16 protein-coding genes are annotated in these 13,707 nt (G+C 70.2%); 7 read left to right on the forward strand and 9 right to left on the reverse strand.

Features of this window, described 5'->3' with window-relative positions; genetic code table 11:
* Positions 1 to 176 precede the first annotated feature (176 nt).
* Complete coding sequence (locus NON19_RS08640; RefSeq protein WP_255926218.1) at positions 177 to 1,028, forward strand: LLM class flavin-dependent oxidoreductase; 852 nt, start codon at positions 177 to 179, stop codon at positions 1,026 to 1,028.
* Positions 1,029 to 1,065: 37 nt separating this feature from the next.
* Positions 1,066 to 1,827, forward strand: coding sequence for an SDR family oxidoreductase (locus NON19_RS08645; protein WP_255926092.1), 762 nt, complete (start codon positions 1,066 to 1,068; stop codon positions 1,825 to 1,827).
* Between the two features lie 471 nt (positions 1,828 to 2,298).
* Here NON19_RS08645 and thiC read toward each other — a convergent pair whose 3' ends face one another.
* Positions 2,299 to 4,056, reverse strand: a complete 1,758-nt coding sequence (gene thiC / locus NON19_RS08650; protein WP_255926093.1) for a phosphomethylpyrimidine synthase ThiC — start codon at positions 4,054 to 4,056, stop codon at positions 2,299 to 2,301.
* A gap of 192 nt (positions 4,057 to 4,248) precedes the next feature.
* Here thiC and NON19_RS08655 point away from each other — a divergent pair, with 192 nt between their 5' ends.
* From NON19_RS08655 to NON19_RS08665, 3 genes are all read left to right on the forward strand, one after another.
* Positions 4,249 to 5,538, forward strand: coding sequence for a YibE/F family protein (locus NON19_RS08655; RefSeq protein WP_372514042.1), 1,290 nt, complete (start codon positions 4,249 to 4,251; stop codon positions 5,536 to 5,538).
* A gap of 14 nt (positions 5,539 to 5,552) precedes the next feature.
* Positions 5,553 to 5,750 carry an NfeD C-terminal domain-containing protein gene (locus NON19_RS08660; protein ID WP_255926094.1) on the forward strand — a complete coding sequence of 66 codons (198 nt, stop codon included), beginning with the start codon at positions 5,553 to 5,555 and terminating at the stop codon, positions 5,748 to 5,750.
* A gap of 169 nt (positions 5,751 to 5,919) precedes the next feature.
* A complete protein-coding gene (locus tag NON19_RS08665) occupies positions 5,920 to 7,404 on the forward strand; it encodes a flotillin family protein (protein ID WP_255926095.1) in 1,485 nt (494 codons plus the stop codon).
* A 102-nt stretch (positions 7,405 to 7,506) separates the two neighbouring features.
* On the opposite strand, the gene NON19_RS08670 is transcribed toward NON19_RS08665, so the two are convergent.
* On the reverse strand, positions 7,507 to 7,725 hold the full coding sequence (locus NON19_RS08670) for a DUF5326 family protein (protein ID WP_255926096.1): 219 nt from the start codon (positions 7,723 to 7,725) through the stop codon (positions 7,507 to 7,509).
* Between the two features lie 124 nt (positions 7,726 to 7,849).
* Positions 7,850 to 8,167, reverse strand: a complete 318-nt coding sequence (locus NON19_RS08675; RefSeq protein ID WP_255926097.1) for a cupin domain-containing protein — start codon at positions 8,165 to 8,167, stop codon at positions 7,850 to 7,852.
* A 72-nt stretch (positions 8,168 to 8,239) separates the two neighbouring features.
* On the opposite strand from NON19_RS08675, the gene NON19_RS08680 reads away from it, so the two are divergent.
* Positions 8,240 to 8,626 carry a phage holin family protein gene (locus NON19_RS08680; protein ID WP_255926098.1) on the forward strand — a complete coding sequence of 129 codons (387 nt, stop codon included), beginning with the start codon at positions 8,240 to 8,242 and terminating at the stop codon, positions 8,624 to 8,626.
* 37 nt (positions 8,627 to 8,663) lie between these two features.
* On the opposite strand, the gene NON19_RS08685 is transcribed toward NON19_RS08680, so the two are convergent.
* From NON19_RS08685 to NON19_RS08705, 5 genes are read right to left on the reverse strand one after another with little or no spacing between them, the layout of a single operon-like run.
* Positions 8,664 to 9,086, reverse strand: coding sequence for a hypothetical protein (locus NON19_RS08685; RefSeq protein WP_255926099.1), 423 nt, complete (start codon positions 9,084 to 9,086; stop codon positions 8,664 to 8,666).
* The gene (locus NON19_RS08690) at positions 9,083 to 9,841 is read right to left on the reverse strand and encodes a class I SAM-dependent methyltransferase (protein WP_255926100.1); all 759 of its coding nucleotides are present in this window, start codon (positions 9,839 to 9,841) and stop codon (positions 9,083 to 9,085) included. Before NON19_RS08690 ends, NON19_RS08685 begins: the two co-directional genes overlap by 4 nt.
* Complete coding sequence (locus tag NON19_RS08695; protein WP_255926101.1) at positions 9,838 to 10,611, reverse strand: DUF2071 domain-containing protein; 774 nt, start codon at positions 10,609 to 10,611, stop codon at positions 9,838 to 9,840. Before NON19_RS08695 ends, NON19_RS08690 begins: the two co-directional genes overlap by 4 nt.
* Positions 10,608 to 11,489: a DUF3419 family protein gene (locus tag NON19_RS08700; protein WP_255926102.1), complete on the reverse strand. Its 882-nt coding sequence runs from the start codon at positions 11,487 to 11,489 to the stop codon at positions 10,608 to 10,610. The genes NON19_RS08695 and NON19_RS08700 overlap by 4 nt, the downstream gene beginning before the upstream one ends.
* Positions 11,486 to 11,890 (reverse strand): DoxX-like family protein, encoded by a 405-nt coding sequence (locus NON19_RS08705; RefSeq protein WP_255926103.1) that lies wholly within the window; start codon positions 11,888 to 11,890, stop codon positions 11,486 to 11,488. The genes NON19_RS08700 and NON19_RS08705 overlap by 4 nt, the downstream gene beginning before the upstream one ends.
* 80 nt (positions 11,891 to 11,970) lie before the next feature.
* On the opposite strand from NON19_RS08705, the gene NON19_RS08710 reads away from it, so the two are divergent.
* Positions 11,971 to 13,104, forward strand: a complete 1,134-nt coding sequence (locus NON19_RS08710) for a cystathionine gamma-lyase (RefSeq protein ID WP_255926104.1) — start codon at positions 11,971 to 11,973, stop codon at positions 13,102 to 13,104.
* An 18-nt stretch (positions 13,105 to 13,122) separates the two neighbouring features.
* On the opposite strand, the gene NON19_RS08715 is transcribed toward NON19_RS08710, so the two are convergent.
* Entirely contained in the window at positions 13,123 to 13,524 is a 402-nt protein-coding gene (locus NON19_RS08715; RefSeq protein WP_255926105.1) for an SSI family serine proteinase inhibitor, read from the reverse strand.
* Positions 13,525 to 13,707 lie beyond the last annotated feature (183 nt).

Raw genomic sequence — 13,707 nt, forward strand, 5'->3', positions numbered from 1 at the left:
CCGGAAACCCTGTCGCGCGCGCCCGGAACCGCGGTTAAGGTGAACGCACTTCAGCGGAATCACGCTCTCCAGAAGTACGCCGCAGTGCGGGAGCGAACCCGGCAACGGGCAACGAAGGGGCGGCAGTTGACCAGCCATGCCCCGATCCCTTCCGGAGGAACGATCCCATGCCTCGCATCGATGTCGGCCTCGGCCTGCCCATCAGCGACCCGGCGGCGCTGCTGACCTGGGCGCGGCGCGCCGACGAGGGCCCGTACCGCACCATCGCGCTGCTGGACCGGCTCGTCTACGACAACCCCGAGCCCATGGTCACCCTGGCCGCGCTCGCCGGTGCCACCTCGCGCGTTCGGGTGCAGACCGAGGTGCTGCTGGCACCGTTGCGCCCCGCCGCGCTGCTCGCCAAGCAGTGCGCCACGCTCGACCGGGTGTGCGGTGGCCGCTTCACCCTAGGCATCGGCGTCGGTGCCCGCGCGGACGACTACCTCGCCGCCGATGTCGACATACGCGGCCGTGGCCGCCGCCTGGACGAGCAGTTGACCGAGCTCCGCCGACTGTGGTCCGGCGAACCGCACTCGACGGACGTAGGCCCCATCGGCCCCGCGCCCGCCCGGCCCGGTGGCCCGGAGATCCTCTTCGGCGGCTTCGCCCCGGTCGTGATGGAACGCGTGGCACGCTGGGGCGACGGCTTCCTGGGCGCGGCGCTTCCGCCGCAGCACATGGACGGCTTGTTCCGCCGCGTCGAACAGTGCTGGCAGACGGCCGGTCGCACCGGCCGCCCCCGGCTCGTCGCCCAGGTCAACGCCGCCCTGGGACCGGACGCGGTGGTGGCCGAGGCCCGTGAATCCATCACCGCGTACTACGGGTTCGCCGGGAGCGACTACCGCCCCGTCGACTCCATGCTCACCACCCCCACCCAGATCCGCGAAGCTCTGACCGGCTTCGCCGACATCGGCGCCGACGAGGTGATGCTCTACTGCTGGGCTGCGGACCCCGACCAGGTCAACCGCCTTGCCGAGCTGGTCGGTTGAGAGGAATGAGACACGCGTCCCCGGCGTTCGGTCATCCATGGACCTGATGATCGACGGCAAGGTGTTCCTGGTCACCGGCGGAACGAAGGGGCTTGGGCTGGCCGCGGCCCAGGCCCTCACCGCGGAAGGCGCCCGGGTGGTCGTGTCCTCGCGCACCCAGGAGTCCGTGGACAAGGCCGTCGCGGAGTTGGGCGGCCCCGAGCACGCCATCGGGCTGGCCGTCGACAACGCCGACCCCGAGGCGGCCGACCGCCTGACGGCGGCCGCCCTGCGGCAGTACGGCCGCCTGGACGGCGCCCTGATCAGCGCGGGCGGCCCGCCGACCGGGCCCATCACCACCATCACCGACGCCCAGTGGCGGGACTCCTTCGAGTCCGTCTTCCTCGGCGCCCTACGCGTCGCCCGCACCGCCGCGCCGCTACTGCCCGCCGGAGGGTCCATCGGCTTCGTCCTGTCCCTGTCCGTCAAGGCCGCGTGGCCCAACATGAGCGTCTCCAACGGCCTTCGCCCCGGGCTCGCCATGGCGGCGAAGACGCTGGCCGACGAACTCGGCCCACGCGGCATCAGGGTCAACGGCTTCGTCGTCGGCTCCATAGCCACCGACCGCCTGACCCAACTCGAACAGGCCACGGGCGATCCCGAGCGGACCCGCACGCAGCGAACAGCCGAAATCCCCCTACGCCGCTACGGCACCCCGGAAGAATTCGGCCGCCTGGCCGCCGTCATCCTCTCCCCGGTCGCCTCCTACACCACCGGCACGATGATCCACATCGAGGGGGGCGCGCTGCGGTCGCTGTGACGGTACTCAGTCCTGCGCATGTCGCGGTTCTCATACAAAGCCAAAGAAAAGGTGAGAGCCGATCCCCTCAAGGTCTGACCGGTGCCCTGCATCTCGCCGGGAAGGCAGTCGGAAGCTAGCCGTCGAACCGGTGCACAGCCGATGCCCGGCGGCACCCGAGGGGGAGAGCGCCTAATGCGGACCCTCAGGGCCGCTGGGTGCGACGTTCCAGGCGCCAATGGATCCTGGCACCCACAATGTCACCGTCACCCAGCGGTCAGCCGACGGTTCGGACGTCTCAACTGGCACGTCGTTCACCGTCAGGGACGAATAACCAGCAACGGCCGACGGCAGCCAGCCACTCCGCCGCGAGATCGTCGCCGCGCAGAGCTGGCGAAGGCACGGCGGCACATCCCGTGCTGACGCAAACGCTGGGCGCCGTTCGGGAACGGCATACGGTCCCCGAACGACGCCCACACGTCGCGGCGAACGTCAGTCCGCCAGCGGCAGGTACACCCGGTTCCCCGCCGCCGCGAACTCCTTGGACTTCTCGGCCATTCCGGCCTCGATCTCCTCGGCCGTGCCGCCGTGCTCCCGGCGGATGTCCTGCGAGATCTTCATCGAGCAGAACTTCGGCCCGCACATCGAGCAGAAGTGGGCCGTCTTGGCGGGCTCCGCGGGGAGGGTCTCGTCGTGGAACGCGCGGGCCGTGTCGGGGTCCAGGGCCAGGTTGAACTGGTCCTCCCAGCGGAACTCGAAGCGCGCGTCGGACAGCGCGTCGTCCCACTCCTGGGCACCGGGGTGGCCCTTGGCCAGGTCCGCCGCATGGGCCGCGATCTTGTACGTGATGACGCCGGTCTTCACGTCGTCGCGGTCCGGAAGGCCCAGGTGCTCCTTGGGAGTTACGTAGCAGAGCATGGCCGTGCCCCACCAGCCGATCATCGCCGCGCCGATGCCGGAGGTGATGTGGTCGTACCCCGGTGCGACATCGGTGGTCAGCGGGCCGAGGGTGTAGAACGGGGCCTCCTCGCAGATCTCCTGCTGGAGGTCGATGTTCTCCTTGATCTTGTGCATCGGGACATGGCCCGGGCCCTCGATCATCGTCTGCACGTCATGCGACTTGGCGATCTGGTTCAGCTCGCCGAGCGTGCGCAACTCCGCGAACTGCGCCTCGTCGTTGGCGTCCGCGATGGAGCCCGGACGCAGACCGTCGCCCAGCGAGAACGTGATGTCGTACGCCCGCAGGATCTCGCAGAGCTCCTCGAAGTTCTCGTACAGGAAGCTCTCCTTGTGGTGCGCCAGGCACCACGCGGCCATGATCGAGCCACCGCGCGAGACGATGCCGGTCTTGCGCCGGGCCGTCAGCGGGACGTAACGCAGCAGCACACCGGCGTGCACCGTCATGTAGTCGACGCCCTGCTCGGCCTGCTCGATGACGGTGTCCTTGTAGATCTCCCAGGTGAGTTCCTCGGCCTTGCCGTCCACCTTCTCCAGCGCCTGGTAGAGCGGCACGGTGCCGATCGGGACCGGCGAGTTGCGCAGCACCCACTCGCGGGTGGTGTGGATGTTGCGGCCGGTGGACAGGTCCATGACCGTGTCGGCGCCCCACCGCGTCGCCCAGGTCATCTTCTCCACCTCCTCCTCGATGGAGGAAGTGACCGCCGAATTGCCGATGTTGGCGTTGACCTTCACCAGGAACCGCTTGCCGATGATCATCGGCTCGATCTCCGGGTGGTTGACGTTGGCGGGCAGCACCGCACGCCCGGCCGCGATCTCCTCGCGCACCACCTCGGGGGAGACGCCCTCGCGCAGCGCGACGTACTCCATCTCCGCGGTGACCTCCCCGCGCCTGGCGTACGCGAGTTGGGTCACCGCCTGGCCGCCGCGGCCACGGCGGGGCAGCCGCGGCCGCCCGGGGAACACCGCGTCAAGGTTGCGCAGTCCGCCGCGCGGGGAGGTGTGCTTCAGTCCGTCGTCCTCGGGGCGCAGCTCACGGCCGGGGTACTCCTCGGTGTCACCCCGGGCGATGATCCAGTTCTCCCGCAGCGGGGCGAGGCCACGCCGTACGTCGGTCTCGATGTTGGGGTCGGTGTACGGGCCGGAGGTGTCGTACAGCGTCACGTGGCGGCCGTTGGTGAGGTGCACCCGGCGCACGGGCACCCGAAGGTCCGGGCGGGATCCTTCGAGGTAGCCCTTGTGCCACCCGATCTCCGAAGAGGTTTCAGGCGTGCGTGCATCCTGCATGGTCATGAGACCCACTCCCTACGCCGGCATTACCCGGTAACAGGTTCAGCGGTCGACGCAGCGGCTTCCGTACGTCCCGTGGTACGGAGGTCAGCGCCCTCTCAGCCCGGTGCTCCGAGCTCCCGCGATTGCAAAGGTACGCACAACGCTAGCGGGTCACCCGGGCGCGGCGCCAGGGGCCCTTGCCATGATCTGCCGGTGGACACGACGGACACATCGGAAACGGCGGGCATCGCGCACCGAACGGGCGCGGCACCGGCCGCCGCCCGTCCTCCGGGGCACTGCCATGGCCATGCGCACGGTCCCGCCCATCCGGTCTCGGCACACCTGCGCAAGGTGATCGCCGCGATCCTGGTCCCGTTCGCCGCGGCCGTCGCCATGGGCCTGCTCGCGCTGTGGCCGAACGGCACACCGGCGCACCCGCACCCCGGAGTCGGCTTCGACCAGCAGACGCGAAGTGCCCAGGTGCTCCGGGTGAATGACGCCCGGTGTTCCAACGGGCCGATATCGACCGCGACTTCGGGCGTCTGCCAGCACGCCGTCGTCCAGTTGGCCTCCGGCAAGGACGCCGGGCATACGTTCACCGAGATCGTCCAGCCGGGCCAACCGCGCCGCTACACCGCCGGACAGCGGGTGGTGGTCGCCTATGCGCCGGGTGCCCCGGCGAACCTGCGGTACTCGGTCATCGACGTGGAGCGTACGGTTCCGATGGCCGCGCTCGCCGCGGTGTTCGCCCTCACCGTCGTGGCGGTGGGACGGCTGCGCGGGGTGACCGCGCTGGTGGCGTTGGTGATCAGCTTCGCCGTGCTGACCCTGTTCATGCTTCCGGCGATCCTTCAGGGCGAGAATCCGCTGCTGGTGGCGGTGGTCGGGGCCAGCGCGATCATGCTGGTGGCGCTCTACCTGTGCCATGGCGTGGGGGCGCGTACCTCGGTGGCGGTGCTCGGCACCCTGTGCTCGCTGCTGCTGATCGGGCTGTTGGGCTCGGTGTTCACCGACTGGGCGCTGCTGACCGGCGACACCTCGGACGAGACCGGTCTGGTGCACACCCTCTATCCGGGCATCGAGATCCGCGGCCTGCTGCTCGCGGGCGTCATCATCGGCTCGCTCGGCGTGCTCGACGATGTGACGGTAACCCAGGTCGCGGCGGTCTGGGAGCTCAAGGAGGCGGATCCCGCGGCGAGTTGGCGGCGGCTGTACGGCGCGGGGATGCGCATCGGCCGCGACCACATCGCCTCCGTGGTGAACACCTTGGTGATGGCGTACGCGGGCGCCTCCCTGCCGCTGCTGCTGTTGTTCACCATCGCGCGCAGCGGAGTGGTGACGGTGGCGAACAGCGAGGTCGTCGCCGAGGAGATCGTGCGCACGCTGGTGGGCAGCATCGGGCTGGTCGCGTCCGTACCGCTGACCACCGTGCTGGCGGCCCTGGTGGTCTGCGCCGACCGCCCGCAGCGGACTCATCGCAGGGGTCGTCGGCGCAGGGTCTGAGTTACCCTCCGGACATGGTGGGGCTTGAAGGACGCGTGACGGGGACGATCGGCCCGGGTCTGGTGGGCGAAGTGATCGTGCGGATACGGGGTGGTGCCGAGCACTTCCTGGCCTACCCGATGGAGGCTGGTCAGCGCATCGAGACCGGCACGCTCGTCGTGGTCGTCGAGCACCAGCCGCCGCGCACGGTCTACGTGGCGCCCCTCACCTAGACGCCTCGGCTAAACCCGAAGATCGATAACGGTCTGGACGCGGGTGTGAACCAAGCGTTCGACAAGCGTGTCGGACGCGGGTCCACGTCTTGGCGCCCGCCGTAGGCGGGAGCAGACTCGCGTGCGTCGGCTCCATCAGGGGAGCCGTGGTAAGAGGGGGCATGTGCCGATGGTCATCGGCGTCGTGGCGGGTGCGGTACTCGTCGCAATCATCATCCTGGTCACGCTGTTCAAGCTGATGTGGCGCGTGGCCGAGCCCAACGAGGCACTGGTCATCTCCGGTTCCAAGCACCGTACCGAGGGCCTGGAGGAGGGGATGGGCTTCCGCATCGTCACCGGACGCGGAACGCTGGTACTCCCCGGTATGCAGGCGGTCCGCAAGCTCTCGCTCGACCTCAACCAGGCCGAGCTGTCGGTGGACTGCGTGACCAAGCAGGGCATTCCGCTGAAGGTCCGCGGCGTGGTCATCTTCAAGGTCGGCGACGACTTCGTGTCGATCGCCAACGCCGCCCGCCGCTTCCTGGACCAGCAGAGGTACATGGGGGACCGGGTGCACAACGTGTTCGCCGGCCATCTGCGGTCCATCGTCGGCGGGTTGACGGTCGAGGAGATGATCCGCGACCGGGAGAAGCTCACCGCGCAGACCCGTTCCGCTTCGGGTACGGAGATGGAGAAGCTGGGTCTGATCGTCGACTCGTTGCAGATCCACGAGATCGAGGACCCCACCGGCTACATCAAGAACCTGGCCGCGCCGCACGCCGCGGCCGTCCAGCGGGACGCCCGTATCGCGCAGGCGGAGGCGGACCGGCTGGCCACCGAGGCCGAGCAGAAGGCCAAGGCCCGGATGTCCGAGGCGACCCGGGACAGCGAGATCCTGCAGGCCGGTTACCAGGCCGAACGCGACAAGGCGGCGGCCGCCGCACGTCAGGCGGGTCCGCTGTCGGAGGCCGCGGCGCGCCAGGAGGTCGTGGTCCAGGAGACCCGCGTCGCGGAACTCGAGGCGCACCGCCGCGAGCAGCAGCTCCAGGCGGACATCCGCAAGCCCGCGGACGCCAAGGCGTACGAGAAGCGCACACTGGCGGAAGCCGAGCGGGACGCCCGCATCTCGGCCGCGCAGGCCAAGGCGAAGGAGACCGAGTTGGCCGCCGCGGCCGAGGCGACCCGGGTGAAGACCGCCGCGGCCGCCGAGGCGGAGGCGACCAAGGCCCGCGGTCTGGCCGCGGCAGCGGCTACCAAGGCCACTGGTGAGGCGGAGGCGGCCGCCGCTCAGGCGCGTGGTCTGGCCGAGGCCGAGGCGGCCCGGGCCAAGGGTCTGGCCGAGGCGGAGGCCATCCAGGCGCGGGCAGCGGCGCTGGCCGAGAACCAGGAGGCGGTCGTCGCCCAGCAACTCGCCGAGAACTGGCCGGAGATCGTCAAGGCGGGCTCTGCCGCCTTCGGCAACGTCGACCACATGGTGCTGCTCAACGGCGCCGACGGCATGTCCGACATGTTCGCCAAGGCGCTGACCATGGGCGGCACCGGGCTGGGTCTCGCCCGTCAGCTCCTCGCCTCCATGAACAACGAGGCCGCCAAGGACGCCACCGCGGTGGCACCCAGCGGTTCCGCGCCGCGTACTGAGCGGGTACCGCTTCAGGACGACGGGCACAACTCGTAATCACTCCTCGGTAGTTGACCGGAAAAAACAGCGACGCTCGCGGTGCGGAGTCTCCTCCGCCGCGAGCGTTCGCTGTTCTCGCCGAATCCGCGCCATCGGCGCCTACCAGTCGCTGCGCGAGGTGGACGACGAGGTGAACTTCTTCACCAGGTAGACCAGCCCGCCGACCAGCGCGGCGAACAGCACGACCTTGAACAGCAGCCAGGCGACGAACCCGATGATGCTGGCGATCAGCCCGCCGAAGACCACCACTGCGATCACCGGCACGGCGATCCACTTGACCCACCAGGGCAGTCCGCTCAAGAACCCGTTGTCGCTCATTTCCGACTCCCTCCGCCCCAACTTGGCTTGTGATTCGAGCTTACGGTCACGAGCACCCGGATCCGAGGGTCAACGGCCCCCGTCCACCCCTGAACGGACCCTTACGGGACCCTGAAGCCGCCGGTCATTCTTCGGGCGGGGAGAAGACCACCAGCACCCGCAGATCCTCGGTGATGTGGTGGAAGCGGTGCGGCGTGCGGGCCGGTACGTAGACGACGCTGCCCCGGGCGACATGGGTCGTCTCCTCCCCCACCGTGATCGACGCCCGACCGCTCACCACCAGGTAGATCTCGTCCTGCGGATGCGGCGACTGCGTGTCGGTGCCGCCCGCCGGAAGCGCGTACAGCCCGGCGGACATGTTCCGTTCCCGCAGGAAGCGCAGGTACGCGCCGTCGTTCGCCGCGCGCTCGGCATCCAGGTCGTCCAGCCGGAACACCTTCATGTGCCCGGTCCCTCGCCTTCTCTCCACTGCTTCTGTCTCGTCCCCCACCGCAGTCTCTGCGACGATCGCTCCATGAAGAAATTCCTAGTCAAGACACTGGCCAACGCGGTGGCGCTCGGCGTCGCCGTCTGGCTGATCAAGGGCATAACGCTCACCGGCTCCAGCACCGCGCACAAGGCCCTGACCCTGGTCCTGGTCGCGCTCGTCTTCGGCGTGGTGAACTGGCTCGTCAAGCCGGTCGTGAAGCTGCTGTCCCTGCCGTTGTTCATCCTCACCCTCGGCTTGTTCACGCTGGTCGTGAACGCGCTGATGCTGATGCTCACCTCGTACCTGTCGAACAAGCTGAGCCTGAACTTCCATGTGTCGGGCTTCTGGGCCGCATTCGTCGGTGGCCTGGTGGTGAGCATCGTCGCCTGGGCGATGCATCTGGTCCTGCCGGACGAGGACGACCGCCGCTGATGTCCACGACGGCTGATGTTTCACGTGAAACACGGCATCACGGGGTGGCGGCCAGCGCATAGCCGAACACGGCCGCCACCCAAGTCCACAACACCGCCAGCGCGATGTGCGCAGCGGTACGCATCCGGTTCCCGCGCCACAACCGCGCCGGGAACACCGTGAACTGGAACACCCAGCGCACCCCCCAGAAAACCGTCTCCCCCGCGAGCAGCGCGGTGCCAAGCCGCGTCCCGGCGAGCAGTTCCGGTGCGAGCGCCAACGGCAGCAGCCCGAACAGCACACAGACCAAGCCGATGAAGAACAAGTGCGCATAGGACACCTGCCGGGTCAGCAGGGTGCTGCCCGCGAGATCGGCGGGCCAGCCCATCGCCCGGGGAAGCACGGCATGCACCGCCCCCATGATCACCAGCGCCAGACCGACCAGCCGTAGCTGCCCCTCAAGGGTGAGCAGTGCCGTCACACCGCTCTCCACTTCCGCAGCACCAGTACGGTGACGTAGCCCGCGATCCGCCCTTCATGGGCGACCGTGAGGCCCGAGCGTGCAGCCAACCGAAACCACTCACGCCGTGGCATGAAGTGCCAGGCGCCCGGCCCGTAGACCACCGCGTTGGCCGCGTCCCGGCAGTGCTCGACCAGCACGACGGCACCGCCCGGCCGCAGCACCCGGGCGCACTCCTCCAGCAGCGCCTCCCGGTCCACGGCCCGCCGCAGTTCATGCGCCGCGAAGGGCGCGATCACCGTGTCGTAGGAGGCGTCAGCGCCCGGCAGCCGCTGCGGCCGTGCCGGTAGCGAGCCGGGCCGCGGTGGCACCCGGCGGCGTGCCCGGCGCAGTGAGGGCTCCGTCACCGGTAGCGCGTCATACAGATCGGCCACCGTCTGCGCGGCACCCGGATAGCGGGCGCGTAGTACGGCGCTCGCCTCGTCCAGCCCGGCCGAGACCACCAGATGGTCTCCGGGCCCGTCGGGCAGCACACCGTCCAGCCAGCGCCAAGTGTGCAGCGGTGAGCGGTCGTAGACGCGGTGGCTGGCCAGCACACTGGCCGACAGCCACCACGCGGCCAGCGCACCACCCGCCCAGGCCGCCCGGTGGCGGCGTCCGACCACCGCGCCAACGCCGACCGCCGCCGCACCCGTCAAGTACAGCGGCCAGTTGTAGGTGACGACCCGCAGGGCGCCGGATGGGGCGGGTGCCCGGTCCGCGGACTCGGTGGTCATATCCGGCTCCCGTCCGTTCTGTGCCGTACTCCGGCGTGCCACCCGTAGTCGACGCCCGCCACATGGAAGGCGTTGGCCAGCAGCGGCCGGGTACCCGCGAAGGCACCGTGCTCGAAGAAGGTCAACCGCCGTACGTCGACGGCGACTTGCCGGGGTGCCCAATGGGTGCGGTAGGCCTTCACCACCGTGACGCTGTCATCGCGCGGTTCGTACTCGAACGTGTACGGAAGAGGCCCCGCGAAGCGCCGGGCGTCCCGCTCGGTGGCGAAGGGGCTGCCCTCGGGCAGGGCGGCGGCGCCCCTGAGGTCCGCGGCGACCAGCAGATCGGCCGACGCGTCCCGGGTGCGGACCGCGAACTCCAGCCGGTCGTCGGTCAACCGGCAGCCGAGCCGGGCCAGTTGGTAGTGGTAGCGGGTCAGCACGTTGCCGCCGAGGGCAAGCACCCGGCTGGAGGTGTCACTGCGCAGGATGCGCAGGCCCCGCATGGTCCGGCCGCCCGGGGTGCGCAAGCGGGTGAAGACCCGGTATCCGGTCATCAGCTGGTCGGTGCCGAGTACCCGTGGCGCGAACGGCGGCCGTAACGCCCGCAGATCGACCAGCGCGACGGCCGCGAAGCCGTACTCCTGCCCACCCGCGGTATAGGTGTCGAGTTCCAGGCCGGGAGTGAGCAGTGGACGCAGCACGTCGGCGGGAAAGGCGTAGGTCAGTACCAGTGAGTGCGCGAAGTGCGTGCGCAGCGGGATCGGATGGCGGCGCAGCAGATGCTTCACCGGGTGCCTCCAGTACGGATCAGACGCACCGTGCCCCACAGCGGGCAGCGGTCGTCGGTGGACCGTCCCGTACCGCGCAGGCTGCGCAGTACGGCGATGCCGCCCGGCCGTACTGCGCGCTCCACGGCAGCGCGCAACCGCCGGGCGTACGAACCGCCGGGGCCGTCCAGGACGTTGGAGAGCGTCACGGCGTCATAGCTGCCGGGCGCCACTGACTCCAGATGCTCGGCGACCTCGGCGTGCACGAACCGCACGTCCGGCACGGGCGCCAGATCCGGGGCCTGGCCGAGCAGCAGCAGCCGCAGCAGATGGTTGTCGGCGTTCGGGTGCCGGGCGACGGTGTCGGCGATGCGCTCCCGTAGCACCGCGTCGAAGCGCGCGGGGACCACCCCGCGGAATCCGGGACGCAGCAGCCCCGCGAGCGGACCCGCTGGCCGCAGCGCGGGACCCATCAGCAGTCGCAGCCCGGGACCGTCCAGTCGCTGCCGCCACCAGGTCAACTGGCGTGCGGGATCGTCCAGTTCGAGGAACGCAGCGAGGGCGGCGGGGCGCCAGCCGGGGAGGGCGGTGGCGGCACGTCGTCCGACGGCCGTCAGGCGCTCGGCGGTACCGGTGCGGGCCTGGGCGCCATGGGTCACGCGGTCTGCGGCATAGGCGAGTTGGCACGGGTTGATGTCGACGGCGGTGACATCGTGTCCAGCGTGGGCGAGGGCGGCCGCCATGTCGCCCGCCGAGGCGATGCACAGCACTCGGGCGGGGGCGGCGGGGAAGGCGTTCAGCTCTACCCGAGGGTCCTCGTACATCCGGCCGAACAGCAGCCGCGGGCCGGTGGTCTGCGCGGTGAGGATCCGACCGGCCGACCAGGGTGTCTCCTTCATCGGGACGCTCCCCGCTCGGCGACCAGCCAGATCAGGCAGATCAGCGCGAGGTTCATCACGATCAGCCGCCCCGGCTCGGCTATTCGGTCCGGCGCGAACACCAGCCCACCCAGATTGAACGAACCGATCAGCCAGGTCTGGACGCCCGCCGCCAGATACGGCCGCGCTCCGCTGAGCACCCACACCCCAACCGCCCCCTCCGCCAGGCCGATTGACACCATCAGCGGTATCGCCGCCCAGTGCGGCAGCAGCGGGATCTGCGCGATGATCGCGCGCTGGTCAGCCCGCCCGGGGACGACCTTGCACCACAGACCCTCGTAGAACCACACCAGTGCGACAGCGGCGCGAGGCGCCACAGCGCGCCATCTCGGCAGCGCCCGGCCTTCTAGGATCACGGCCATATACAACCAGCGCGCAGAGGCCCGCCCATCGGCGGCCCGTGGTTTCACGTGAAACATCGACCGTGCAGCAGGAGGCAGCGATGTCCGAACGCCCCACCGGGACAGCAGACGGCACCCGAAGCGTCCATGCCGGTAGGCCGCCCGCCGAGCCGTACGCCCCATCGCTGCCGGGGCCGACCTTCGTGGCGCACTACCACCTGCCCGGCGAGGCGGCGGGCCCGTACACCTACGGCCGCGACGGCAACCCGACCTGGAGCCGTCTGGAAGAGGCCATCTCCCAACTGGAGTCACCGGAGATTCCCGCGGAGACGATCGCCTTCGCCTCCGGCATGGCCGCGGTCTCGGCGGTGCTCCTCTCCCAGGTGCGGTGCGGGGACACGGTCGTGCTTCCCTCCGACTGCTACCAGACAACTCGCGTACTCCAAGAGCGGCTTGAGTCATATGGCGTCCAGGTGCGGCTGGCCCCCACAGCGGGCGATGCCCAACTCGGCGCCTTGGACGGCGCGCGGCTGCTGTGGATCGAGACGCCCTCCAATCCGGGCTTGGACGTCTGCGACATCAGGCGGCTGGCGCAGGCCGCGCATTCGGCCGGTGCCCTGGTCGCGGTCGACAACACGCTGTCCACACCGCTGGGCCAACGGCCCCTGGAACTGGGCGCGGACTTCGCGGTGGCCAGCGGCACCAAGGCGCTGACCGGCCATGGTGATCTCCTGCTGGGCTATGTGACCGCACGGGACGCGCGGTTGGCGTCATCAGTGCGGCTGTGGCGCAAGACCGTGGGCGCGATCCCCGGTCCGATGGAGGCCTGGCTGGCCCACCGTTCCCTGGCGACGCTCCATCTGCGGATCGGCCAGCAACAGCGGAACGCGCTCGCGTTGGCCGCCGCCCTCGGCCAGCGCGAGGAGGTGACCGGGCTGCGCTATCCCGGACTGCCGACCGATCCGGCACACCAGGTGGCGGCGGGCCAGATGCGAAACTTCGGGCCGGTGGTGTCCTTCGTGCTGCCGGACCGCGGGCATGCCGAGCGGTTCCTCGCCGCGCTGCGGCTGACCGGGGAGGCGACCAGCTTCGGCTCGGTACTCAGCACGGCCGAACGCCGGGCCCGGTGGGGCGGGGACACGGTTCCCGAAGGGTTCATCCGGTTCTCCGTGGGCGTCGAGGAGGCACAGGACATCCTCGCGGACGTGCTCCAGGCGCTGGACGCCGCGCGTTGAGCCCGCGGCGCGGCGGGCTCAGAACGCGAAGACGCCTCCGGTCCGTCGGGCGGCCACGCAACGGTTCACATATGTCCGCCGGAACCACACCCGCCTGCCCCACCAGTGGCCGCGCGCCTTGACGGTCACCGGGTCCACGACCCTCGGACACCGCCGCGCCACCCGCCGCAGCCTTCTGAAGCGGCCGCGCGCGTCCTCCAGAGCTGCGCAGGCCGCCTGCGGATGCGGATGCGTACCACCAGCGGGCCCACACAGCAGCAGGACGCTGACGGGCGCGGTGCGGCCATGGTGGTGCCGGTGCTCGACGGTGAGCTTCAGCACCGCACGGGCGGCTGGTTCGGCGGCGGCCGAGGTCGCCGGAGCCAGCAGCGCGGACAGGGCGAGCGCCAGCGGAACGGTTCGGCGGGCGATGATGCCCATGGGGTCTCCTCTGCTTCGGGGGACAGCTCACCGAAGCAATAGCGAGTCAACGGACCACACTCCGTGATCGTCACTCGATGGCGGCGAGTCGGCCAGAGCCCGCAGCAGCGGCCACGCCTCCACATCGCTGCCCGGACCGGTAGCGGCGCGTAACGGGAGCGGGCGGTCAGAGCCTCCCCCCTC

The organism is Streptantibioticus rubrisoli (assembly GCF_024436055.1).
GTDB lineage: Bacteria > Actinomycetota > Actinomycetes > Streptomycetales > Streptomycetaceae > Streptantibioticus_A > Streptantibioticus_A rubrisoli.